Source organism: Psychrobacter sp. DM8, assembly GCF_051307025.1.
Lineage (GTDB): Bacteria > Pseudomonadota > Gammaproteobacteria > Pseudomonadales > Moraxellaceae > Psychrobacter.
Genome location: NZ_CP195538.1, coordinates 1,483,646 through 1,509,777, shown reverse-complemented (window position 1 = coordinate 1,509,777; position 26,132 = coordinate 1,483,646). Strand labels below are relative to the sequence as shown.

Genomic DNA, 26,132 nt, shown 5'->3' with positions numbered 1-26,132 from the left:
CTATTCATCACTGTCATATATAGAGTAACCAATATGGATTGGGCAAAGATATTTATTCATGACACCACGTGGCTGTTTGGCATAGAGATTATATTGCGCGCGGCGATTATGTTTGTCATGATTATTGTGTTTCTACGCTTTACCGGTAAGCGCGGTGTTCGTCAGTTGTCTATTTTTGAGCTGACCATTATCCTGTCGCTAGGCTCTATCGCCGGCGATCCGATGTTCACAGAAGACTTGCCGATTATACAAGCACTTATCATTATGAGTGTGGTCATTTTGCTATATCGATTATGTACCTGGGCGATAATGAAGTATCAACCTTTAGAGAATCTGCTAGAGGGCGAAGCGATATACATTGTAGAAAATGGCATGCTGGTCCTTAATAAGATCAAAAAAGGCAAAATGTCGCACGATGAGTTCTTTGCCGAGATGCGTCAGCAAGGCGTTGAGCATTTAGGTCAAGTGCGTACTGGTCTGCTGGAGACTGACGGCACTTTTAGTGTGTTGTTGTACGCGCCAGATAATACAGACTTTGGTTTGCCCTTATTTCCCAAGCAATATCAGGCAGCTACAGAGGTTGAGAATAATACCTACTACGCATGCATGCACTGCGGACATGTCGACTATATTAGCCAAAATGATGAGCTATGTTCGCGCTGTGAGAACAACTGCCGCGACTGGGCAAAAGCGCTCAATACCAAGATTGTCAGATAATAAAGGGGCGCTATTGATTAGCATTCACCATACGCAGATCTGCAATCATCTGCTCTAAGTGGGCTTTGTCTTGTGCGCTCCAGACATTGTACATGCAGTTATTAGGGGTTACGACATAAGCAAGCCAAGACGCGGTAGGATCGCCACCCTCATGACCATAACCCACTTTGCTACCATCAGTATAATAGATATTGTAGGGCCAATCATAAGCGGCCTCGCTTGGGTTTATGACACCGGTGTTGGCAACGCCGTACATGCTACGGGTATTAGGCAAATCATAAGCGACGCCCCAGCCTCCTGAAAAACGAGCACGGCGCACACTGTGTCGAGCGATATGCGCCTCTGCTTGCTTGGGTAGTGCCAAAATTGGACACACAGATCTGTTTTCTGATTTTAGCCATTCTTGATGATAAATAGCATCAGTATCACTGATAGTGATCGCAGGACTCGTCCAAGGGGCTTTGGGTTCGGCGCTGTTATTCAAAGCATCATCTGCATTGGTATTGTCAATAACGCTAGTGCTACTCACATCAATTGATGTTGCAGAAGCCTTTGCGCTATTAGTAGATTGGATTGCCGCTTTGTTAGTAGTAGTAGATTGGATTGCCGCTTTGTTAGTAGGCAGATTATTAGTAGGCAGGTTAGACTGACAAGCTGTCATAGCCATACTTAGGACAGGAACAGCGATTAGCAAAGAAGGTTTGTATAAACGTATCATAATTAGTTCTCAATTTTTAAAATTTGAATTTTAGCTTTGTTTTTGTACTAGTGATAATGAACACTATCAGTGTTTTTTGGTGTCACCTACGATCTTGTCCATAAAAGCGAATAGCAGACCTGACACTACAAATGCCATGTGAATGATGACCTTCCACATTAGTTTATCTGTATCAATATTTGTCATGTTGCCTGATATATCCATAAAAGATTTGAGCAGATCAATTGCAGAAATCGCAACGATGGCTCCTATAACTTTGAGTTTAAGACCAGAGAAGTCGACTTTACCCATCCAACTGGGGCGATCAACATGCGTACCTGTCTCTATTTTAGATACAAATATCTCGTAACCACTAAAGATGATAATAAGCAGTAGGCTAGCTACCAAAGAGATATCGACCAGTATGAGTATATTAACAATCACCTCTGATACGGTTGAATTGAAGACTTGAGAAAGGGTAAGCCATAACTTTTGAATAAATTTTATAAACAGTACGATAATACCTATGATTAAACCCACATAAAATGGGGCTAATATCCAGCGACTGTGAAATATTATCTTCTCTAAAGTGTATTCAATCTTCTTTAGCATCTTATTAGTCTCTTAAGCGATATGAATAAAAAAGTATCTAAGCATAGCTTAATAGTGAATATTAAAAGCACAAATAAATGGCTAACCAGTATGGTTAAGTGAGTTTAACCACTTACTTATTTGCTGCACCCGCTCGTCTCTTGCGCCGCCGATACGCTTGAAATTTTTATTATACCTATTTAAATGTGTTTCAAAATAAGTGCTAATGTCGTCGCGTTCATGCGGCGCGTCTCGCAAATCATCAGCCACCCAAGGCACATCAACCGCCGTCAAAAGGATCAAATCATAGTGATGCGCTAGAGCGGCGCGTTTGAGTGCTGGTGGGCAATCACCATAGTACCAGTTAGCGTAGACCATCAGCTCAAATAGGCTAGTATCACAGAATAGATAAGCTTGAAAGTGACCGTTGTTTATTGCCGTTTGCGCGGCTTCTTCAGTAAGCTGGTTTTCAAGGGCTATCTGACCTTGCGCAATAGGCAAGAGATCGTCCCAAGTACAGCTAAGCTGCTGCTTATCCCACTTATCTTGCAAAAATTCCCGCATATATTCAGGCGCCCACGGGCTTTTGAAGTGCGCGGCCAAATCTCGACATAAGGTGGTCTTGCCCGTACTCTCAGCGCCCAAAACTGCCACCTTAAATACCGATTTAGGCGACTGCTGGATCAAATTGTCGCTGCATACGGTAGCGTCGTTGCCATTCATAATATGCCCAGATTGCAATCAAGGTGAATACTACGTACTGTAGCGATGTGAAGGTATAACCCTTGTAGAAGTAAAGCGGTACTGAGATGGCGTCAGCGACTATCCATAGTAGCCAGTGCTCAATCTTGCGACTGGCCATGAGCCACATCGCCATCAAAAACAATGCCGTGGTTAGCATATCGGTATAATCGATCCATGTAAATAAATGCGCGCCTAATACCACACCATCAAAGCTAAAGTCATTGCTGATGACAGGACGAAAATAGTAAATCAGCGCCACAAAAGCGACGGTTGCAGAGCCGAGTAAGGCAAGCGTTGGTAAATCGCTAGCACTAATATGCTCAATACTAATCTCATCGTTGGGCGTAAGCTCTTGAGTGTCTTGCTTATTTTTAGTCCAATTATACCAGCCGTATAGCCCCATGACGGTGTAATAGGCGTTGATAAACATGTCACCGAATAGCTGCCATTGCCAGAGCAGGTAGACAAAAATCCCTGTGCTAACAAGACCCACAGGGAATACTAAAACGCTTAGTTTGCGCGCGAGTAGTACGCTTGTGATGCCGAACATAACGGCGATGAGCTCAAGTCCGATAAATAGAGTAGAGTAGTCAGCGTATTGACCAAACAGCCAATTAAAAGTTTCAGTCATGAGCGTCTCGTGAGGGTTGGTATTGTTTCTTAGGTTCAAGTAGTAGATTCAGGTACTACTTACGAGCTAATAGTCATATCATGTGCGGTATAAGCTGTTTGATTATAGCTTAGACTCGCGAGTAATAATAAGCGCGTATCACTATTAAACGTGAACCAATTTTTATCGAGAATTGATTATTTGTAACAAAGTATTAGAAAAATAAGATTATTCAGGCATAATAAGACCATAGGTTTAAGTTTACAGTCATACACTCAATACGATAAGTTCTACTTGATAAACGCATCGCTATAAAAAGAGATATGACAACTTTTTAATTTTCGCTCAACACTAAGCAGGACAAGGAAGCTTATTATGACGACTTGTATTACAGGCACAGGCCTTTATATTCCGCCTTATAGCATCAGTAACGAAGAGCTCGTAGATTCATTTAATCAGTATGTTGAAAACTATAATAACGAGCACGCTGACGAGATCGCAGCAGATACCATGACGGCGCTAGAGCCCTCATCAGCCGCCTTTATCGAAAAGGTTTCTGGCATCAAGTCCCGCTACGTCATGGAAAAAGACGGTATCTTAAACCCTGAAATAATGGCACCTGTCATCGCCTATCGCAACCTTGGTGAAGAGCTGTCTGTTATGGCTGAGATGGGCGTTGAAGCGCTCAATAATGCTCTAAAAGATGCAGGGCTTGAAGCCAATGATTTGGACGGCATTATCCTTGCCTGCTCAAACTTTCAGCGTACCTATCCTGCTGTCGCCATCGAGATCCAAAACGAGATCGGTATGATCGGCGGCTTTGCTTATGATATGAATGTGGCGTGTAGTGCGGCAACTTTTGGTCTCTCACAAGCTTATGGCTCTATCGTTTCAGGCCTTGCCCGCCGCGTAGCAGTCGTCAACGTTGAGATTACCTCAGCGCATCTCAACTGGCGTAACCGTGATAGTCATTTTATCTTTGGGGACGTCGCAACCGCGTCTATCGTCGAAGAGCTAGATACACCTAAAGGTTATGAGATACTAAGCTCTAAGCTATTCACACAGTTTTCAACCAATATCAAAAACGAATACGGCTTTATGGATCGCTCAGAGTTTTTGGCAGCCGAAACTCAGATGTACCCTGATATTAAAGAGCCTGTCACTGACAAATTATTCTTACAAAATGGCCGTAAAGTGTTCCGCGAAGTATGCCCCAAAGTCTCTGAAGTCATCACTGAGCATCTGCACGAGAACGATATGCAGGCAAGCGATGTCAAGATGATGTGGCTACATCAAGCCAACGCCAATATGCTAGATCTTATCTTGCGTACGGTCATCGGTAAAGAGGCAGACAAAGCGATCGTACCGAGCGTCATTGCAGAGTTTGCTAACACCAGTTCAGCCAGTCCCATGATTGTCTTTCATAGACACAAGGACGATCTGCAATCTGGTGATTTGGGCGTGATTTGCTCCTTTGGCGCAGGCTATTCAATAGGTTCGGTGCTGGTGCGCAAGGTGTAGAATTTAAGTCGTCTAAGTAAAATAGCTAAGAGTAATCTTAGCTATTTTTTTGCTTAAAATTTGGACTTAATGAATGACAACAGATCTATAGCACTTTGATTTTTAGCGCAGCAAGTGTAGACATTTTGCTAATAAGCTTTTACGTCTTATAGTGAATTACCTTGTTATAAAGTGTGCTGTCATGAATTATTACGTACAGGTTTTATTGTGATGGCAAAAATTTGCTATAATCGCTCTCTTATTTTACTTTTTTAGATGACTATCCTGTTATGAAAGAATCCCTGCGCCTGCGTTTAGACCAAATGGTAGACCGTTATGAAGAGGTCACCGCGCTGTTATCAGATCCAGATATCATCAGCGATAATAATAAATTTCGTGAACTCTCTGTTGAACATAGTGATTTGATGGAGATTACGACGCTGTGGCAAAACTACGGCCGTGCGGAGCAAGATCAAGCCGATGCTGAGATCATGCTAGAGGACGCAAGCGATCCTGACATGAAAGAGATGATGCAGGATGAGATCGATACAGCACGCGCGGCGATCGTAAAGATGGAAGAAGATCTCAACGTCATGATGCTACCCAAAGACCCGAACGATAAAGTGCCGGCCTTTCTTGAGATACGTGCTGGTACAGGCGGCGATGAAGCGGCGATCTTCTCAGGCGATTTGTTTCGCATGTACCAAAAGTACGCACAAGCTCAAGGCTGGACGCTGGATGTATTATCCGCCAATGAAGGCGAGCATGGCGGCTATAAAGAAATTATTACCCGCGTCTCAGGTAATAGTGTCTATGGTCGTCTAAAGTTTGAGTCGGGCGTTCACCGTGTCCAGCGCGTGCCAGAGACTGAAAGTCAAGGCCGCGTCCATACCTCAGCCTGTACTGTCGCTGTCATGCCCGAGGTTGAGATTGATGATACTGTGGATCTCAATCCTGCCGATATCAAGATGGATACCTTTCGCTCCAGCGGCGCAGGTGGTCAGCACGTAAACACTACGGATTCTGCAGTGCGCCTAACGCATATACCGACAGGGACAGTGGTTGAGTGTCAGCAAGAGCGTAGCCAACACAAAAACCGCGCCCATGCGATGAAAATGCTGATCTCTAAAATTCAGCAAGTCAAAGTACAAGCGCAAGTCGATGTCGCCGATGAGATTCGTCGTGATTTGGTCGGTAGTGGCGATCGTAGCGAGCGTATTCGCACTTACAACTTCCCGCAAGGGCGCATGACTGATCACCGCATTAACTTAACCCTTTATAAGCTGGATGCGATTATGGAAGGCGATTTGGATGAGCTGCTTGACGCGCTATTGCGTGAGCATCAGGCGGATCTGATGGCGAGTATTGGTGGTGAATAATACTGCTTAACCTAATAATCTATATTAAAACAAACCTATTGAATTTGAGATTTCTATGTCAAAGCCCAACAATCAAAACGTCGATGAACAAGCCCCAACTATCGAGGAAGCAAATGAGCTTATTGCACAACTACAAGCTAAACTCGATGATATCGTAGCGTCTGGTAAGCCCCCTTATCCTAATCAGTTTAAACGCACTGATTACGCGCAAGATCTACAAACGGCTTTTGAGGGCGTTAGCAAACAAGAAATCGAAGAAAAAGCGGCCAATGGTGATAAAACCCAAGTCAATGTCGCAGGTCGCGTCATGCTTAACCGCGGCTCGTTTATCGTCATTCAAGACATGAGTGGTCGTATTCAGCTCTATGTGGCACGCAAAGAGCTCGATGAAGAGACATTGGCTAGTATAAAATCGCTTGATTTGGGCGATATCGTTGGTGTGTCAGGATATATCGGACGCTCAGGTAAAGGCGATCTGTATGTGCATATCGACGCGTTTACTTTGCTCACCAAGTCGCTGCGTCCGATGCCTAATAAATTTCATGGCCTAGCTGATACCGAGGCGCGCTATCGCAATCGCCATCTTGATCTTATGACCAATGAGACCACGCGTAACACCTTTATGATTCGTAGCCAAGTGATTAGTGGTATCCGCAAATTTATGCTGAATGAGCGTTTTATGGAAGTGGAGACGCCGATGATGCATCCCATTCCAGGGGGTGCGGTGGCGCGTCCGTTTGAGACCCATCATAATGCGCTAGATATGCCACTATATCTGCGTATTGCACCAGAGCTTTATCTCAAGCGCCTAGTCGTTGGCGGCTTTGAAAAAGTATTTGAGATTAATCGTAGTTTTCGTAATGAAGGCGTTTCAACTCGTCATAATCCTGAATTTACCATGATTGAGTTTTATCAAGCGTACGCGGACTATCACGATTTGATGGATTTAACTGAGCGCCTATTCAATCAGTTGGCGATGGATATTTTAGGCACGACCGAGATCACCTATCAAGACGAAGCTATTAGCTTAAAAGCGCCATTTGCACGTCTATCAATGTCAGATGCTATCGCGCAATATGCCGAAAACTTTGACATGGCGCGTATTAATGATCGTGATTATCTAGCGGACTATGTAAGCAATACTTTGCATCAGCCAGTAAACGACGTGTTTGGTATGGGTAAGCTAAAAACCATCGTCTTTGAAGAGACTGCTGAGCATAAGCTTCGTCAACCGACCTTTATTACGGAGTATCCTGCGGAAACTTCACCGCTTGCTCGCCGCAGTGATGACAATCCTGAGATTACCGATCGATTTGAGCTGTTTATTGGTGGTCGCGAATTGGCAAATGGCTTTAGCGAGTTAAATGACCCTGCCGATCAAGCAGAGCGTTTTCGCGGACAAGTTGCTGAAAAAGACGCGGGCGATGATGAAGCCATGCATTTTGATGAAGAGTACATCGAAGCCTTATCTTACGGTTTGCCGCCAACGGCAGGCGAGGGCATTGGCATCGATCGCTTAGTCATGCTATTTACCGACTCAGCGAGCATCCGTGATGTGATCTTGTTCCCGCATATGCGCCCAAAAGCGGACTAGTCTGTACTTGCTAGTAGCCGTTGAACAAAAGATAAAATCTATAGAGATTGAATAAGAAGCCAGACGAGAGTACTGGCTTTTTGCTATAATAAGCCCTCTAACCACTTAGCATAATGGATAGCTATGTCGCAGCAATATCAAGTCCTCGCGCGTAAGTACCGTCCCAAGAACTTTCACGAATTGATTGGGCAAACGCACGTCTCCCAAGCATTAATCAACGCCATTGACTATAATCGCTTGCACCACGCTTATCTGTTTACCGGTACTCGCGGCGTTGGTAAGACGACGATTGCGCGCATTTTATCCAAATGTCTAAACTGTGACACGGGCATTACCAGTACGCCCTGCGGCGTCTGTGATAACTGCGTGGCAATCGATCAAGGGCGCTTTATTGACTTAATCGAGATTGATGCGGCCTCACGGACAAAGGTTGAAGACACACGCGAATTGCTAGATAACGTGCCTTATGCACCAAGTCAAGGTCGCTACAAAGTATATCTTATCGATGAAGTGCATATGCTATCGACGCACAGCTTTAACGCACTACTCAAAACCTTAGAAGAGCCGCCTGAACATGTAAAGTTCTTACTCGCGACCACTGATCCACAGAAACTACCGATTACTATCATCTCACGCTGCTTGCAATTTGTACTGCGTCCATTGCCGCAGACGCTACTTAGCGAGCATTTAGCTAATGTGCTTACGCAAGAGCAAGTCAGCTATACGCAGCCTGCGCTGTGGCAGCTGGCGAGTGCGGCAAAAGGCTCGGTGCGTGATGCCTTATCCTTAACCGATCAGGCGATAGCCTTTGGTCAAGGCGGCCTTGATGATGCCACTGTTAATGCGATGCTGGGACTCATAGATGCCGCTGACTTGGTGCGCTTAATTACCGATATTTACAACCATAATAAGTCCGCAGTTGCCGCGCACATTGAGCAGATGCGCGCGCAAATGGTTGATGCAACGAGCATGTTTGATGGACTTACTGAGCTTTTGCATCAATTAGCACTGACCCAGTTATTACCTGAGGTGGCGCTCAATGTAAATGAAGCGCAAGCACAAGATATTAATGCTCTGGCTGGGCATATTAGCCCTGATGTCTTGCAACTATACTACGAGATTGTCGTGCAAGCGCGCGAGGGTATCAAGCTTGCTAGTACACCGATGCAAGCGCTTGAGATGTGCATTCTACGTCTGCTCGCGTTCCGCCCTTTGCCTGTTGATCACATACTAGCCCCAGTTGTAGAGCAGGACAATAGTCTATCTAGCGGACACGTCTCCTCATCGCATCAATCTGAGCCTTATGATATCAGTCAAGACAATAGCAATATCTCTAGGGAGTCGCTACAGGGTTTTCAGCACTCTAGTCTAGACCCTGCCACAGATAATGAGCCGGCCGTATCTGAACACAACTTAGTGCAGATGAATAGTGATGATAAAAAAGACAGTATTGAAGAAAATAATACGAATGAATTACTTGTCACTGAAATAGCAGATAGTATAAACCCACCAGAACCAGAACCAGAACCAGAACCAGAACCAGAACCAGAACCAGAACCAGAACCAGAACCAGAACCAGAACCAGAACCAGAGCCAGAGCCGATTGCTGAGCCGATTGCTGAGCCGATTGCTGAGCCGATTGCTGAGCCGATTGCTGAGCCGATTGCTGAGCCGATTGCTGAGCCGATTGCTGAGCCGATTGCTGAGCCGATTGCTGAGCCGATTGCTGAGCCGATTGCTGAGCCGATTGCTGAGCCGATTGCTGAGCCGATGCGTAATGATTCTCAGTTGGCTAGCATCGATGATCCCCGCGAGCTATTGCGCTGTGCTCCGCAGGACTTGACCGGAGAATGGACAGCGGACAAATGGGACTATTGGCTGCAGACGGCGCGCGAATCAAATGTATTAGCACAAGATGAGCTAGCGCTTGCACGTCAAGGCGTCATGACTGGCATGTGCGATGGTAAAGCGTCGTTTATTACCGGGGTTAACAGTACGCATCTTCAAACCATCTTTCAGCAAATGGCAGCAAAGTTGCAAGAGCAGTTTGTCAATGCAGAGATCAGCTTACAGATTGATAGTAGTATCATGGAGTCTCAGGATAAGACGCCAGAGCGTCGCCGCGCGCAAAGAATGGTACAGGCACTTGAAGTTGCTGAATCTAAACTACTAAGCACTCCTGTGATGCAGTATCTGACCGAGCAAGGACAAGGCAAAATGGGCAAGGTTCAGTTATATTAAAAATTATCATTTCTGATATTTATTGATAGGCAGTGATATGTCAGTATTATTCTCAAAATTTAATAATAATTAGCTAGTGTTTTGATTTTGATACCGTTATTTTGTGATTTAAAAGCAGTTTTTGACCTTTGGGTTAGATTTATATTATGTACTGCTAATTAATATCGGCTATACTAGTTAAGTTATATTAAAAACTAAAACCTAGCTTAGGTGAGAATATGTTAGACAATTTACGTGGTATGGCTGTGTTCGCAAGCGTTGTCGGACACGGCTCTTTTAGTGGCTCAGCCCGCGAGCTTGGGATTACAACGAGTGCGGTCAGTCAGCAAATACGCTCATTAGAAAATGAGCTTGGCGTAGTATTACTTCATCGATCAACTCGTAAGCTTAGCTTAACAGAAGCTGGCGAGAGCTTTTATGAGTCGGCCAAAGACATGGTCAGTGCCGCTGAACAAGGCCGCATAAAAGTCAATCAATTGCGCGATGAACTTGCCGGTAGCCTACGTATTGCCACAACGCCTGAATTGGGTGTACATCATATACTGCCAGCGCTATCGACTTGGATGGCAGCGCATGATGATTTGAGTATCACCTACCTTGCAGACAATCACTACGTTGATATGATTGATGAGCGCATTGATATCGCTATTCGTATGAGCCCTAATATCAATGACTCAACGCTATGCAATCATCCGCTATCAGATGTGCGTCAAATGCTAGTGGCTTCGCCGCAGTATCTTAGACAACACAAAAAGATTGAGAGTCCAAAGGATTTAGCGGATCATCAAATGATCGTCATCGATATTATGAAAGATGCCAATCACGTTGAGCTAGTTCATACAGAAACGGGTAAAAAGACCCGTATGAAGATGAACTCGCGTATCCATACCAATAACGTCTTTATGGCGATGACTTTGGCTAAAGAAGGTCATGGTTTGATCAGAATTATGGAGATGGACATCAAGCGTGAGCTTGAAAGCGGTAATTTGGTTGAGGTGCTTACAGGCTATCAGCTACCAAGCTTTGTACTATATGCAGTAACGCTCAATCATGAGCAGCAACCTGCTAAGATTACCCGTAGTCTTGAAGTGCTCAAAAAGTACTTTAACGCCAATTAAAATTAATGAAGTAATATCAGCAATAAAAAAACCTCTAAATTATTTAGAGGTTTTTGTTTTTTATCAGAACATAGGCTTTAGCATCGTCAGTAAGCGCTCGACCACTTGCTCACTCTCATCACGGCTGATGTTCAATGTTGGCAAGAGACGAATGACATGAGAGCCTGTGACGTTGATGATAAGTTTTTGCTCCACGCGGGCGCGATCAACCAGTTGGCTACAGTCCATCGTCTCAGGCAAGACAATACCGATCATGGTACCAGCGCCGCGAGCACTAACGCCATATTGTGACAAAGCGTCCACCATATTGTCACGTATGAACTGGCCTTCAACGACTGCATTAGTCATAATATCGCTATTAGCAAGGATGTCATACACGGTATGTACCACGCGGCTAGCAAGTGGTGTGCCGCCATAGGTTGAGCCATGACTACCTGCGCCAAACAAGTCTTTTGCGCGTCCTCGTACCATACAAGCGCCTACAGGAAAGCCATTGCCTAAGCCTTTAGCCGTAGTTAATACATCAGGGCGTGCATTGCTATGCTGATAAGCAAAATATTTGCCCGTACGTCCATTGCCCGTTTGTACCTCATCAAGCATAAATAGCCAGTTATGAGCGTCACATTCAGCCTGTAGCTCCTCCAAATAGCTAAAACCATTCGCCGCAGTATTAAGACCACCTTCGCCCTGAATAGGCTCAACGAAGATAGCGCAGATATCCTCATGCTCTTGCGCAGCTTGCTGGACTGCGCCGATATCACCAAAAGGCACACGGACAAAGTCCTCATCCAAAGTATAAAACCCTTCACGCGCTTTTGGATTGGCAGTTGCCGATACGGACAACAAGGTACGCCCATGAAATGATTGTTCCATGACGATAACTTTGGGGCGCTTAAAGCCTTGCTGATGGGCATGTAAGCGCGCCATTTTAAGCGCCGCTTCGTTAGCTTCCGCGCCGCTATTGGCAAAGAAGACGCTGTCCATTTGCGCCGCCATACATAGCGCTTCGCCTGCGCGCTCCTGCCAGTCGATACCGAATAAATTACTCGTATGAATCAAAGTTGCTGCTTGCTCAGAGATAGCCTGGGTGATTTGTGGATGACAATGCCCAAGACCACATACTGCAATACCTGTAAGCGCATCAAGATACGGCGTCTCATCTTGAGTGTAGAGCCAGCTGCCCGATCCGCGAGTAAAACTGACAGGCTGACGGGTATAAGTAGGCATCAGATAAGTCGCTGACATAAAAAGTCCTTTGGATAGGGTATAAAGAAGATGTAATTTGGTATTGGAGCTAAAAGTAGTATTGGTGCTCTAAAAGTAGGCAAATCAGCTCATACAGTAATAAGGGGTACTATGCATACAATGAGCTGTTATTTTAGCGCCTATAACTCGTCAGAAAAAGGCGTTGACTCAGCGGGTAGGGTATATTCCTCGCTTGCCCAAGCGCCTAAGTCAATCAGCTTACAGCGCTCGCTACAAAAAGGCTTAGACGAGTTACCTTGCCAAGCAGTTTGCTTACCGCAGCGCGGACAGGGGTAAGTTTTTGGGACAGTGTTTGCATTAGATTGGGTCATAATAGATGTCGTAGTGTTATCTATGAATAAGAGTCGCTATAATAGCATGCACGAATTAAAAGACAAATACAGACTGGCATTCACGCATCAAGTGCTAAAAATAGCCTAAGCGATTATAAATAAATTGAGTAAAAATGACTATTAAAAAAGAAAAGTTATCACATGTAAAAGATAGAGCCTTTCAACCAGATAAGCTATCAGCGCCACGTGATTTTAAGATGCCCGCCATTACTAAACATTATGAACACCTAGTGCTAGAGATTGGTGCAGGGAAGGGCATGCACGCGCTTAGTTTTGCAAAAGACAATCCCAGTACTCATCTTATTGCCATTGAGCGTACTCGCAATAAATTTGCAGCCTTTGCTAAGTTGGCGTCGGCGCAACATTTAGACAATTTATCTCTGATACATGCCGACGCGATTGCTTGGACTGTACATGGAATCGCACCTGATAGTATCGATAAAATTTATATTTTATACCCTAATCCTGAGCAGCATAACCCAAACCAGCAATGGCTAAACATGCCTTTTTTTGAGTTTTTATTATCAAGGTTGAGAGTAGGCGGCGAGGTTGTTTTAGCCACCAACATAGAGTCTTATATGGACAATGCTGAGCAGCAAGCTATTAAGGTTTGGCAATTACCAACAAAACGTTATCAGGTAGCAGCTGACAGTCGGCGTACGCATTTTGAAGTGAAGTATTTGGCGCGTGCAGAGTCATGTTGGCAGTTGGTCATGATCAAACCTGAGGGGTATCACACACGCTTTGATGCCTGGAATAAAATGCAGTAGGTATCGAACTATAGTAATTAGTCTAAGTAAGATATAACAAATATAAAATAGCCTAAGCAATGAAAAAATTACATTAAAGAATCGCCACGAAAGGGCGATTCAAAAAGTACATCACTAATCTAATAGTAAAAAATATATCGATGGTCTAGTTACGTTAAGTAAGGTCTGACTAAAGTATCAGGATTAGTGTGAGCATCGATAACAGTCAAAAAGGTATATGCACCAATAAACTTACGGCTAATGAACATAAACTCTTTTGGTGGCAGATTGAACTCAAAAGATTGCATCGCTCGTGTGGCTTTTTCTGATATACGCGAATGCAGTCTACTATTTGCCCAAATGTAGCGGTTGTGCTCATCTAAGCAGTCTACAGGAATATCTGGATTGGCAGTAGGATTGCTAAATGGCTCTGTTGCGAGTAAAAACAGCGAGGCGACGTCAGAGCGCACTTTATCGCTCATCGTATCAAAGAACTCATACCCTGTCATAGCAGCTTTCATCGCTTGATGATCATGGTGATAACCTGCACGAAGAAGCGCGTGTGCAATAACTAAAAGCTCATTATCAAACTGACGAATAGCGCCAAAGTCTAATAACACTAACTTATCAGGCTCACTTGCATCGTCGCTAATACGCACAAGATAATTACCAAAATTTGGATCTGTCTGCATCTCGCCCCAGACAAATATCTCCTGCATCATAATCTCAATTGCCGCTTGTCCAATAGCGTTACGGCGCTCATGAGGTAGGGCTTGTAATATATCTGAGGTGACCGATACTCCTGACTCAAAAGACATGCACAGCAAGCGCTGGCTTGAATAGTCGCGGATAATCTTGGGCACAGAATAGCGAGGATCATCTTTTAGGCGACCATAAAAACGTTCAGTGGTCGCCGCCTCGACGTTGTAATCAACTTCACGGTGCAGCAAATCTCGAATCTCTTCAAACCAAGTATCCAAAGCGCGTGTTTGCGGCACTGCGTTACTAACCTTTAATAAGCGCTTAAATAAAGCCAAGTCCGAATCAATTGCGTCCGCCACCCCTGGATATTGAATCTTTAAAACAACTTGCTCGCCCGTCGCTTTAATAGTTGCACGATGTACTTGTGCTAGAGATGCCGTACCAATAGGCGTAGTATCCACATCAAGCTCACTTAGCTTTTCACCCAAAGTGCGGCGCAGCGTTTGTTCTATCTTTGGCCAAGCTAGCGTTGCAGTATCGTCATTTAGCGTCTGTAGCGCACGAGTAATCTCAGGCGGCAGTACATGCTCGCCATACAGCGCTAACATTTGACCGATTTTGACCACTGAGCCTTTTAATTTGCCCAGCTCTGCTGCGACATAATTGGCCTGCGCTTCCATAAACGCCTGATTACGTTTTTCGCGCGTTTGCTTATCCAAAAACATTCCAGACATACTATTACCCGCCCAGCGGCGACCAATATTCAAAGACGTTTTGGCAATAGACATCCGACGCTCAAATCCAGAGGTCTTTAGATTATCGATTGACTGTTTATTATCAGAAGGTCTAGACGTATCATTTGCCATAAGTATCAGTATTCATTGGGTTTGTAATGATGTGAGGGTATTTGGATGACAATACAAGGTAATTAGACGCTGTGCATACAAAAATTGTATCACATTACGCGCTGCCAAAAATATGGCCTAGTATAGACTAGGCCGGATAGAAAAAGGAGTCGGCTAAAGATTATTAGCTAAAGACTATAACGTCTCACGCGCGATAGCATGGTGACCGATATCACGGCGATACTGCGCACCATCAAAACTAATCGCGCCTGTGACGGCTAGTGCTGCTTGCTGCGCGCCAAGTATACTATCAGCGATAGCAGTAACGCACAGTACGCGCCCACCACTGGTGACGACCTCTTTTTCATTGCCATCGACATCAGCGTTATTTATATCATTAGAGAATGCAGTCCCTGCATGAAAAACCTTGACTGTCTCATCACGGCTATTGCCGTCAATCTCTGGCAATCCTGAGATCACGTCACCCTTTGATGAGGACTCAGGATAGCCTTTTGAAGCGACAACGATACCTAGGGCTGGGCGCTTGTCCCACTTCGCTTGAGAGGGGAGTTGACCTGCTAGCCCTTGTGCGACCAAATCCACCATCGACGATTGCAGGCGCATCAAAATAGGCTGAGTCTCTGGATCACCAAAACGACAATTGAATTCGATAACATAGGGCTCGCCTGCATCATTAATCATCAAGCCTGCATACAAAAACCCAGTGTAAGGATGACCCGCCGCTTTCATAGCATCGACGACAGGTTGTATCACTTTTGCCATTACTTTGACATGTACCGCTGAGGTCACAACAGGGGCAGGCGAGTAAGCACCCATGCCGCCAGTATTCGGTCCTGTATCACCTTCAAAGGCGCGTTTGTGATCTTGGCTGGTTGCCATAGGCAAAATATTATCGCCATCGATCATACAAATAAAACTGGCCTCTTCTCCCGTTAAGAACTGCTCGATGACCACGCGGCTGCCGGCGTCCCCAAACTTGTTGCTTGCCAGCATATCGTCGATGGCGGCGTGTGCCTGCGCGACTGTTTCGGCGACGATAACCCCTTTACCCGCAGCCAAACCATCGGCTTTTATGACAATAGGCGCGCCTTGCTCATCAACATAGGCTTTTGCCGCATGGGCATCTGTAAACCCTTTATACGCAGCGGTTGGGATATTGTGCTCTGCCATAAATTCTTTGGCAAACGTCTTTGAGCCCTCTAATTGCGCACAATAAGCCGTCGGTCCCCATGCTTTTATACCTGCATCTTGGCAAGCATCAATGATACCTGTGACCAAAGGCGCTTCGGGTCCGACGATGACCATATCGATAGCATTATCTTGGCAAAAGCGAATAACTCCGCTGTGCTCATCTTCTAAGACGACATTTTGGCACTTAGGTTCAAGGGCAGTACCTGCATTGCCTGGCGCAACATAGACATTTTTTACCTTTTCGTCTTTGGCGCATTGCCAAGCTAAAGCATGTTCACGTCCACCGCCACCAATTACCAAAATATTCATCATAAGTGTTGCCCTTGTTTTTTAAGACTTGTTGGATGTCACAGTATCTGCAACGCCTGCCATTTATAAATAATTACCGAGAGTGTGAATAATAACTGTGCCACATTCTAACAAATAATCGTCGTCGATTGCCATGAGTATCCACCTGCCAGCAACAAAGTGAATATAGGCTAATAAAAAGAAAAAGGTAGCGGATGTAGTCCATCTAACGTAAAACGAGCACGTTTTTGGGAGATGTACATTTTATATTAGTTTTACGCCACCTCAATCTGCGCGAGCACAGCCTATATCAGGCATAGCGCATAGTGCATAGCGCATAAGGAGTATAAATACCAGCAGTACTGTATTTATTTTAAAATGTATCAACTATACAAAAGTTAAAAACTAAAATTTGTCTAATAGGTTCAATTTACTACCCGTAATAGCGTAGACTAGTACAAGTGTTCTCTAATTTTAGTAAAGAGAAGTAATCAACTCTCTTTTATTAGTAAAGGTTATTGACCATAAGCTGATTCATGAAATGATGTTGTAAACGTCAGCTTTGACGGTATATGCGTTAAGCTCTATAAATACGAGCTAAGCAAAAGATAAAATAAAAAAGTGCGCCATCTTCGATAGTTAAAATAAACATACATAAAAAAGGACGATTTTATGCGCAACTCTTTAAGTATTAAAAAAGAGCGTATCGATAAAATAAGTGATATAGCTACCAGTTATGTGCAAAACGATAAATCACTACTTGATCATTTTATTCATACTTATTATCAGTCGCTACATCGAGAGACAGCGAATGAGATTAGCGATGCCGACCTTGCAGGGATGGCTTTGCATCATTTTACTCGGCTCAAATCATACGACGGCACCAAGCCGCAACTCGCTATCTTAAACCCTGTGGCAGAGGAGCAGCATTTTCATAACTCACACACCGTCATCCAAATGGTCGCTTATGATCGTCCTTTTTTGGTTGACACTATACTCATGACCTTTGAGGCGCAAGGAATCGATGTACATCGTACGTTTAACACTATTATGAGTATTGAGCGTGATGACAAAGGCGACATTACTCGTATCGAAAACGCTGACGAGAGTGCCACATCACATATGTCACTTATTCATTGCGAGATCGCTTATCAAGATAACGATGAGCTGGTAGCGCTGCGCCAGTTACTGTTAGATAAAGTAGATACGCTCGATACCGTCGTCGGCGACTGGAAACAGATGCGTGCGTGCTTAAAAGACATCAAAGACGATCTAACCCAAAAACCGCATCCAGAAGTGTATTATTCAGAGACTGAGGTGCAGGCTTTTTTGGACTGGATATTAGATGATCATTTTATATTTCTAGGATTTCGTGAGTACCGCCTAGAGAATAACCAAGCCATTAATGTTACAGATGATAAAAAAGTCAATGGTAAAGGTATTAATCTATTTGCAATCGGTAATAGTGGTCTAGGTCTGCTACGAGGTTCAAGTGAAGATACGCCCTCAGAGAGTTTTAATAACTTGCCCGCTAACCTAAAAGCCTTGTTAACTGAGCCGCGGGTGTTAATGCTATCAAAATCTAGCCGCGTCTCCCCCATTCACCGCCCGGTATATATGGACTTTTTGGGTATTCATAAGTTCGATGAAGCGGGCAAATTAATTGGTGAGTACCGCTTCGTTGGTCTACTGACTTCACAAGCTTATCAGCTTAGCGTACAACAAATCCCGCTACTACGTGAAAAAGCCAATAAAATTATGACGATGACGAATCTGCCGCGCGGGGGTCATGCGTATCATAAAATGATGCACGTCATCAACACCTTGCCGCGCGATGACCTGTTTCAAGCCAGCGTAGAAGAGCTGTATCCTATGGTCTCAGGCATTGCAGAGTTGCAGGACAAAAAAAGCCTGCGCTTGTTTAGCCGTATCGACTCCTACCAGCGTTTTGTATCCTGCTTAGTCTATATCCCGCGTGATAAATTCAATACTGAGCTGCGCATAAAAGTGCAAGAGGTGTTAAAGGACGCATACGGCGGTACGTCTTCTGGATTCACCACTGAATTCAACGAATCGGAGCACGCCCGCGTTCACGTTCATGTGCGTATCGTGCCAGGACAGGTCAACAATGTTGATAAGCATGATCTCGAGGCCAAACTTACCGCGCTCATGGAATCGTGGCATGATGACTACCAAAGAACGCTACTAGATAACGTGGGCGAGCAGCAAGCCAACACCTTAAAACGTCAATTTTTAGACTATATACCCGCCGCTTACCAAGAGCGATTTGATACGCGCACCGCAGTTGAGGATACTAAGCGGTTAGCAAGTATCAATGATGAACAGCCAATGATCTGGCATCTGTATCAATCGACAGGAGACGCCGCCAATCAGTTGCATCTTAAGCTCTATGGTCGTAATCAGCCAGTGATTTTGTCAAAAGTATTGCCAATACTGGAGAATTTTGGGGTATCGGTCATCTCAGCACAAACTTATGAGTTTGACTTGCCACAGCAGCCCATCTGGATGCAAGAGTACGAGCTGACCTTGGAGCATGTGGATACGGTCGATATCCGCGTGGTACGCACACAGTTTGAGGAGAGCCTAAAGCAAATTTGGGCGGGGCGCGTTGAGAGTGATTCGTTTAATGAGCTGGTATTGACGACCGAGCTAGATACCTATGATGTCGTGGTACTACGTGCTTTGTCCAGTTATATGCGTCAAGCCCGCGCACCCTTCTCTAGTAGTTATATTCAGCAAACTATCGTCAAAAACAGTGATATCAGTGTGAATCTGATCAATCTGTTCGATGCCCGGATGAATCCAAATCATTCTGAGGACGAGCGCAAAAATAATAGTGCAAAAATTCAAGAGCAATTGACAAGCGCCTTGGTCGATGTCGATAGTCTCGATGAAGATCGTATCTTGCGTTGGTATTTGGATCTAATCAACGCTATGGTGCGGACTAATTTTTATCAAACCAATGAGCAAGGCGAGCGTAAAGACCGCTTATCCTTTAAGTTCTTGGCAGATGATATTCCAAACTTGCCCAAACCTAAGCCTATGTTTGAAATATTTGTCTACTCTCCAAGAGTGGAAGCGGTGCATCTGCGTGGCGGCAAAGTGGCGCGCGGCGGCTTGCGCTGGTCTGATCGTATGGAGGATTTTCGTACCGAGGTACTTGGCCTTGTCAAAGCACAAATGGTCAAAAATGCGGTTATCGTACCTGTAGGCTCAAAAGGCGGGTTCATTGTCAAAACAAAAACCATGGCAGATGGTCGTGAAGCCTTTCAAGCTGAAGGGGTGGCGTGCTATCAAACCTTTTTGCGTGGTATGCTCGATGTCACAGACAACATCGTCGATGGACAAATTGTCCCGCCAGCTGACACCGTGCGTCATGATGAGGACGACCCATATTTGGTCGTTGCCGCTGATAAAGGCACGGCCAGCTTCTCTGATATCGCTAACGCCTTGTCAAGCGAGTACAACTTTTGGTTAGATGATGCCTTTGCCTCAGGTGGTTCAGTCGGCTATGATCACAAAGCCATGGGCATTACCGCACGCGGCGGCTGGGAGTCGGTCAAGCGCCACTTTCGTATGCGCGGTATGGACATTCAAAACCGTGATGACTTCACCGTCGTTGGTATTGGGGATATGAGCGGCGATGTCTTTGGTAATGGTATGCTTAGATCCACCCATACCAAACTGGTTGCCGCCTTTAACCATCTACATATCTTTATCGATCCAAACCCAGACACCGCCGAGTCCTATGCAGAGCGCGAGAGATTATTTGAGATGCCGCGCTCGACGTGGGATGACTATGAAAAATCTTTAATTAGCCAAGGTGGCGGCGTGTTCTCGCGTACCGATAAAAGTATTGCGATTAGCCCTGAGATGAAAGCGCTCTTTGACATTGAGGAAGATAATTTAGCGCCTAATGAGCTGATCACTGCGCTTATGAAATCGCCTGTCGATCTGATATGGAATGGCGGTATCGGTACCTATGTCAAAAGTGTCAATGAGACTCACGCTGATGTTGGCGATCGCGCCAATGATGCGGTACGTATTAACGGTAATGAGCTACGAGCGGCAATCGTCGGCGAGGGTGGTAATTTAGGCTTTACCCAACAAGGTCGTATCGAGTACGCACAAACTGGCGGACGTATCTATACCGACGCCATTGACAACTCAGGCGGCGTAAACTGCTCAGATCATGAAGTTAATATCAAAATCTTACTTGGCAAAGTCGTTGAACAGGGCGATATGACCCTCAAGCAGCGCAATGAGCTGTTAGAGAGTATGACCGATACCGTGGCCGAGCTGGTACTACGCCAAAACTACCTGCAACCGCAAGCGATTGAGCTTAGTCATATTCGTGCCAGCGCCAATCTAAGCGATCACCAGCGCTTTATTCAGATGTTAGAAGGTGAAGGACGATTAGATCGAGCTATTGAGTACTTGCTATCGGATGATGACATTATAAAACGTCAAAAGGTGGATACAGGACTGACCAATCCTGAGTTAGCAGTGGTTATGGCGTACGGCAAAATGTGGGTCTATGATAGCTTGCTGCTATCAGATTTGCCCGATGATCCATACTTTATCAATGAGCTGCGCAAATATTTTCCAGATGAGCTGGCGGCGCGTTTCTTCGATGAGATGACAGAGCATAGGCTCAGTCGCGAGATCATCAGTACTTATTTGACCAACAGCGTTGTCAACCGCTTAGGCATAGAAGCGATATTCCGTCTATATGAGGAGACCGATCAATCGCTCGCTACGATCATTCGTGCTTATGCCATTGCCCGTGACGTCTTTAACGTGCCAGCTATCTGGCAAATGCTTGAATCTTTAGACAATCAGGTAGATGCAACATTACTACTCAAATTAGAGCTGCGCCTGCGCGATGTGCTCGAGCGCGGCGTGGTGTGGTTTATCAATGCCTTTGGACAAGACCTAAAAGTCGCTGACATGATCAGCCGGTTTGAGAATAGCGTGGAGCAATTAACCAAAGCGGGCGGCTTTATTAAGCAGCAGTTTGCTCAGTACCTGCAAGAGGATACTGATGCTCTAGTGCAAGATGGGTTGTCCGATAGTGATGCGGCGATATTTGCCATGCTGCCATATCATGTCGATGCGCTTGATGCTGCATTGCTCGCCGAACAGTACGAGCGTCCTGTCGATGAAATTGCCGCGCTGTATTTTGAAGCTTATCAAGTGTTGCAGCTCGATTGGATGATAGACAATGTCGCCACCTTGCCGCAGCAAGACTACTGGGATCGCCGTGCTCGTCATGCGCTCGTCAACGAGCTCTCTCGCAGTCTGCGCTTGCTCATGGATGCGATATTGTCGCAGCCCAATGCAAAAGAGGCCTTTAGCGAGTGGCGTGAGCGACATGATAGTCATCTAAAAGCTGTGACCAATGAGATGCACAAACTAGATAAGAATGACGACAGTGTTATTAGCTTATCCACGTTGTCAGTGCTTATGAGTGAGCTGAGTGGCTTGGTCACCAAATAACAGTTACTAAGTAACAGTTACCAAATAACTGAGGTATTGATCTGTAAAAAGCCCGCTAACTATAGCGGGCTTTTTATTACTCTCTTTGACTACTCGTGCGATAACATACGTCTCGTCATTCAGCTAGCGATACGATAACAGCCTTGGCCTGTGATTTGACTAAAGCCGCCTGAGAGTTTTTGTACCTGAATTTGCGTCAAAATGCGCTCTTTTAGTGCTTGAACGTGAGAGATAACGCCGATGAGTTTGCCTTCTTGCTGCAAGCTGGTCAGCGTATCAAGGGCAATATCTAATGATTCCTCGTCAAGCGTGCCAAAGCCTTCATCCAAAAATAACGAATCGACACGGATGTTTTGACTGGCCATTTGTGACAGTCCTAGTGCGAGCGCGAGACTGATAATAAAGCCTTCGCCGCCAGATAGGTTTTTGGTGCTGCGCGTCTCGCCGCCTTGATAGTTGTCAATGACGTTCAGCTCAAGCGGACTGTTGTCATCACGAATCAGCAAGTAGCGATCACTCATCTTGTGCAGTTGAGTGTTGGCGTGACTGACCATAATATCAAAGGTGAGACCTTGCGCAAACGTGCGGTACTTTTTGCCATCTGATGATCCAATTAATTTGTGCAGTTGCTGCCATACTTGTAGGTTGTCTTTTTGCGCGTTAATGGCCGCAAGCTGAGCCTGTTGGTTGTGTTTTTTATTCTCATTGTCTTTGAGCTGCTGATTCATCGCGCCTATGGCTTCTATCAAGTGCTTGTTATCATCAAGCGCTTGTTGTTGCTGATATGTCAGCGTATCTATATCATCAGTGGTCAAAGGATTGGCTCGTTTATCCTCAAGCGCTTGCGTGGTTTGCGTAAGTAAACTTTGCGCTTGCTTAAGCGTAGCCTCTATATGCTGCTGGCGCGCGCTAAGCTGATTGCGCTCATTAATAGGTAAGCGTGCAGCAACAAAATCTGACTCATCTATAAAATCGGAGGCCACAAGCACTGATTTTAACTCAGCCTCTTGAGTATCAAGGATCGTCGACGCTGTATTTAATTGCGCGGCGAGTTGCTGCTGCTGCGTTTGCATTTGAGCAAGCACTTGCTGCGTGCTATCTGCCTGCCGCTGCGCGGCGGTTTGCTGAGTGCGCGCCGTATCTAGGATACTTCGAAGTCGTTGCTCCTCGCTATCACAATCTTTGTCTGCAAATATCTTAAGTCTGTCTTGTTTAAGCTTGGTAAGTTGTTCAGTTCTGTCTGCAACTAGCACTGTTATCTGGTTCAACTCTTTATTGTCATTATCTAGCTGAATGCGCTGCGTGTCTATCTGAGCTTTGAGGCGACTCAGTGTTGTTGTCAGCGTTTGCTGCGCGTCTTTAAAGGTCGTGAAATCGAACTTTAGTGTCTTTAAACAGCTGCGCTGATGGCGTAGCTCTTGTATATACTGACTATAGTCGACATCGGTCAGTACGGTTTGCTGATCTATACTAGCAAATAGGGGTTGCAAGCTTGCTGTGCTAATATCTATGTGTTGACTAATGATAGCGCTATACTTGCCAGCGTATTTACCGATTAAAGCGCGAATCAGTGCACTGATTGTCTGTAATTCTATAAAGTTACTGCTAAGGTTTTGCTCGATACTCTCAATGTTTAAGGTGTTGATTTTGATTAGCGTGCCAATCTCGCTGATATCGTGAGCTAATTGTTGCTTTTGCTGCTCAAACGTTTGCAGCGACTGGTTTAGCTCATCAAGAGTGTCTGTAAGCGCTTCGTACTCAGTCAACGCAACTTGCATATGTTCTTTGTGGTTGAGTAGTTTTGCTTTAACCACGCTTAAGTTTTGCGGTGCACTGTGAGTGACAGTATCCTCACTTATCGTGAGCAGATCACCTAAAGGCTCAATGATCGTAGTGATAGCATCAGAGTAGTTTGAATTATAAATAGTAGATATAAGACCTTTAATATCCTCTAAAATAGCAGCAGACTGCTTTTGCAGGGGCATCAATTGCTGGGTGTATTGCTGGAGCATGTTGGCTTTGGTCGCCTGCTCAATATGCAGACCAGATAAGTCGCGCGCGCGATTGTCGATGTCAGTATCTAATCTTGCAATGTGTGCTTGTAGTTGCTTACCCTCTGACTCGCCATTTTGCAGATGAGGATGCTGCTCACCATAAGGATGCTCAAGTGCGCCGCACAGCGGGCAGGGGTGATTGTCCTTTAGATCGCTAATATGCTCTTCTAATGCGGCAACTTTTTGACGCAAAAAAAGCTCGGTTTGTTTGTCTTTACGCCTATTTTTTGTCTCTTTAAGCGCAGATCCGCACGCTTTAATAGCTTTCTCAAGCGCTGCCACGTCAGCATTAAGCCCCGGTAGCGCCTCTTTAATCGTATGACTCTGCGTCTCAATCTCGCCAAGTTTTTGTACCTTAAAATCTATATGCTCTATTTGCCTCGTTATTTGCGCGCTGTGCTCTTGTTCGCGGCGCATGCTTGCCAGCGATTGCGCGTCAATCAGTGCCGCGCGCTGCTGCTCAAGTAGTGATACTTGCTTGCGTGATTTGGCATTGGCTGCCTCGTCTGCTATTTTTGAGTGCTCAAGAGTAGCAAGGCTATCTTGCGATTGTTTAAGCTGATTGTGATAAGTAAGGTTTTCAGCATTGAGCGATTTATTGCTCTCAAGTAGCGTTTTTAAGCGACCACAGCGACTATCAAAGTTAGCAATATCGGTATCAAGATCAGCTAGTTCAGGAGCAAGGACGAGGCTCTTACCCATATTGGCAAGCTTAAGGGTAGCTTGCTCAGCATGCTCTTCAAGCTGAGCAATCTCTTGGCGCACTTGAGCAACGTGAGTAGATAGCGTCTGCTTTCTTTGTATGTGATCCGATAAACTCTGCGTTTGCTGCACGATATCGCTATCTAATTTGCGGACTTGGGCGATTTTGGGCAAGGCGGTGTTCAGCTCATGTTCGGCAGTTTTTTGTTGCGCATTGGCTGCACTTAAACGAGTAGACGCCGCTACAAGATCGTCTTTTTGCAGTGGTAATTTATCTGCCAATACTTGCTGCTCGCCGCTCATTTTATTGACCGTATCACGACTTATCACAATCTGGCTGTATTGACTATCAATCTCCAGCGCCTTATTGGCAGCCGCTAGGCGCTTGTTATCAGGGATAAAGTCTTGCTTTGCTTGATACGCTCGTTCAATCTCACTTTGATACCTTGTACGCTTGTTTGTTAGTTCTATTATGCTCTCAAGCCATTTAATCTGTGCGCCCAAACGATCGACAAGCTGTTGCTGCTTATCTTGTGCACTTTGTTGCCACTTTAAATCTGCTTTTAGCTGGTCTTCTTCATCATTGTCTAGCAGGGTCAAGCCCTGTAGACCATATTGCAATTTACTTAAAGCCTCTTCCTCAAAGCGCTTTTTTTCATGGACCTGCTCTGAGATGGTGGCATAAATGTCCGTGCCAGTAATTTTTTCTAAAATGTCCGCACGCTCGTCCGCTTTGGCCTTTAAAAATGCCGAGAAGCTGCCTTGCGCAAGTAAGATGGAGCGCGTGAATTGCTGAAAGTCCATCCGCGTCAATTCAATAATCTTGATTTTAGTGTTCTTTATACTATTTTCTAAAATCTCATCGCCTTTTGACGCATCGGCGAGATTTATTTTGGCGACTTCATGAGTGGCATCTTGCAAATTGCCATCTGGCTTGTTATAGGCACGGCGCTGTCCCCAGCGGCAGCGATAGTGGATACCGTTTAAATCAATCACTACCTCAGCGAAACATTCTGCCGTTTGCCGCGTCATGACTTCATTGCTGCTCTTACTAATACTATTAATACGCGGCGTCTCCCCATACAGCGCTAGGCAGACCGCATCCAAAATCGTGGTCTTGCCCGCGCCCGTTTGTCCCGTAATCGCAAAAATGCCTTCATTAATAAAGGCAGAATCAGCAAAATCGATATGCCATTCGCCTTTTAAGGAGTTTAAATTTTTGAGTCGCAGTTCAATTAGGCGCATGGTGGGGTCTTAAAAATGGAGTTATG

Annotated in this window: 17 protein-coding genes; 8 read left to right on the top strand and 9 right to left on the bottom strand. The window is 45.1% G+C overall.

The annotated features are described in order from the left end of the window. Positions 1 to 33 precede the first annotated feature (33 nt). Positions 34 to 717, top strand: coding sequence for a DUF421 domain-containing protein (locus ACR64J_RS06415; protein ID WP_435948917.1), 684 nt, complete (start codon positions 34 to 36; stop codon positions 715 to 717). A gap of 10 nt (positions 718 to 727) precedes the next feature. Here ACR64J_RS06415 and ACR64J_RS06410 read toward each other — a convergent pair whose 3' ends face one another. The 4 genes from ACR64J_RS06410 to pnuC form a co-directional block, all read right to left on the bottom strand. Further along, on the bottom strand, positions 728 to 1,435 hold the full coding sequence (locus ACR64J_RS06410) for a hypothetical protein (RefSeq protein ID WP_435948916.1): 708 nt from the start codon (positions 1,433 to 1,435) through the stop codon (positions 728 to 730). A 66-nt stretch (positions 1,436 to 1,501) separates the two neighbouring features. After that, the gene (locus tag ACR64J_RS06405) at positions 1,502 to 2,026 is read right to left on the bottom strand and encodes a TIGR00645 family protein (RefSeq protein ID WP_435948915.1); all 525 of its coding nucleotides are present in this window, start codon (positions 2,024 to 2,026) and stop codon (positions 1,502 to 1,504) included. An 81-nt stretch (positions 2,027 to 2,107) separates the two neighbouring features. Then, a complete protein-coding gene (locus tag ACR64J_RS06400; RefSeq protein WP_435948914.1) occupies positions 2,108 to 2,659 on the bottom strand; it encodes an AAA family ATPase in 552 nt (183 codons plus the stop codon). 13 nt (positions 2,660 to 2,672) lie between these two features. After that, entirely contained in the window at positions 2,673 to 3,380 is a 708-nt protein-coding gene (pnuC, locus tag ACR64J_RS06395; protein ID WP_435948913.1) for a nicotinamide riboside transporter PnuC, read from the bottom strand. A 354-nt stretch (positions 3,381 to 3,734) separates the two neighbouring features. Here pnuC and ACR64J_RS06390 point away from each other — a divergent pair, with 354 nt between their 5' ends. The 5 genes from ACR64J_RS06390 to ACR64J_RS06370 all read left to right on the top strand — a co-directional run bounded on the left by ACR64J_RS06390 (position 3,735) and on the right by ACR64J_RS06370 (position 11,191). Beyond that, a complete protein-coding gene (locus ACR64J_RS06390; protein ID WP_317198793.1) occupies positions 3,735 to 4,880 on the top strand; it encodes a beta-ketoacyl-ACP synthase III in 1,146 nt (381 codons plus the stop codon). A gap of 269 nt (positions 4,881 to 5,149) precedes the next feature. Continuing rightward, the gene (gene prfA, locus ACR64J_RS06385; protein ID WP_317198792.1) at positions 5,150 to 6,238 is read left to right on the top strand and encodes a peptide chain release factor 1; all 1,089 of its coding nucleotides are present in this window, start codon (positions 5,150 to 5,152) and stop codon (positions 6,236 to 6,238) included. Positions 6,239 to 6,293: 55 nt separating this feature from the next. Beyond that, positions 6,294 to 7,832 (top strand): lysine--tRNA ligase, encoded by a 1,539-nt coding sequence (gene lysS / locus ACR64J_RS06380; protein ID WP_435948912.1) that lies wholly within the window; start codon positions 6,294 to 6,296, stop codon positions 7,830 to 7,832. A gap of 123 nt (positions 7,833 to 7,955) precedes the next feature. Beyond that, on the top strand, positions 7,956 to 10,073 hold the full coding sequence (gene dnaX, locus ACR64J_RS06375) for a DNA polymerase III subunit gamma/tau (protein WP_435948911.1): 2,118 nt from the start codon (positions 7,956 to 7,958) through the stop codon (positions 10,071 to 10,073). A 218-nt stretch (positions 10,074 to 10,291) separates the two neighbouring features. Next, complete coding sequence (locus ACR64J_RS06370; protein ID WP_317199468.1) at positions 10,292 to 11,191, top strand: LysR family transcriptional regulator; 900 nt, start codon at positions 10,292 to 10,294, stop codon at positions 11,189 to 11,191. 63 nt (positions 11,192 to 11,254) lie between these two features. On the opposite strand, the gene ACR64J_RS06365 is transcribed toward ACR64J_RS06370, so the two are convergent. Together ACR64J_RS06365 and ACR64J_RS06360 are read right to left on the bottom strand one after the other, a co-directional pair. Continuing rightward, entirely contained in the window at positions 11,255 to 12,436 is a 1,182-nt protein-coding gene (locus tag ACR64J_RS06365; RefSeq protein ID WP_435948910.1) for an aspartate aminotransferase family protein, read from the bottom strand. A 140-nt stretch (positions 12,437 to 12,576) separates the two neighbouring features. Then, positions 12,577 to 12,768 carry a DNA gyrase inhibitor YacG gene (locus tag ACR64J_RS06360; protein ID WP_317199466.1) on the bottom strand — a complete coding sequence of 64 codons (192 nt, stop codon included), beginning with the start codon at positions 12,766 to 12,768 and terminating at the stop codon, positions 12,577 to 12,579. Positions 12,769 to 12,902: 134 nt separating this feature from the next. On the opposite strand from ACR64J_RS06360, the gene ACR64J_RS06355 reads away from it, so the two are divergent. Next, positions 12,903 to 13,559: an SAM-dependent methyltransferase gene (locus tag ACR64J_RS06355; protein WP_435948909.1), complete on the top strand. Its 657-nt coding sequence runs from the start codon at positions 12,903 to 12,905 to the stop codon at positions 13,557 to 13,559. Positions 13,560 to 13,708: 149 nt separating this feature from the next. Here the strand turns inward: ACR64J_RS06355 and ACR64J_RS06350 are convergent, their stop codons facing one another. Beyond that, positions 13,709 to 15,106, bottom strand: coding sequence for an ABC1 kinase family protein (locus ACR64J_RS06350; RefSeq protein ID WP_435948908.1), 1,398 nt, complete (start codon positions 15,104 to 15,106; stop codon positions 13,709 to 13,711). Positions 15,107 to 15,280: 174 nt separating this feature from the next. Beyond that, positions 15,281 to 16,606, bottom strand: coding sequence for a phosphoribosylamine--glycine ligase (purD, locus tag ACR64J_RS06345; protein ID WP_435951033.1), 1,326 nt, complete (start codon positions 16,604 to 16,606; stop codon positions 15,281 to 15,283). Positions 16,607 to 17,257: 651 nt separating this feature from the next. On the opposite strand from purD, the gene ACR64J_RS06340 reads away from it, so the two are divergent. Beyond that, the gene (locus ACR64J_RS06340; RefSeq protein WP_435948907.1) at positions 17,258 to 22,105 is read left to right on the top strand and encodes an NAD-glutamate dehydrogenase; all 4,848 of its coding nucleotides are present in this window, start codon (positions 17,258 to 17,260) and stop codon (positions 22,103 to 22,105) included. A gap of 119 nt (positions 22,106 to 22,224) precedes the next feature. Here ACR64J_RS06340 and ACR64J_RS06335 read toward each other — a convergent pair whose 3' ends face one another. Further along, positions 22,225 to 26,106: an AAA family ATPase gene (locus tag ACR64J_RS06335; protein WP_435948906.1), complete on the bottom strand. Its 3,882-nt coding sequence runs from the start codon at positions 26,104 to 26,106 to the stop codon at positions 22,225 to 22,227. Positions 26,107 to 26,132: the final 26 nt, after the last annotated feature.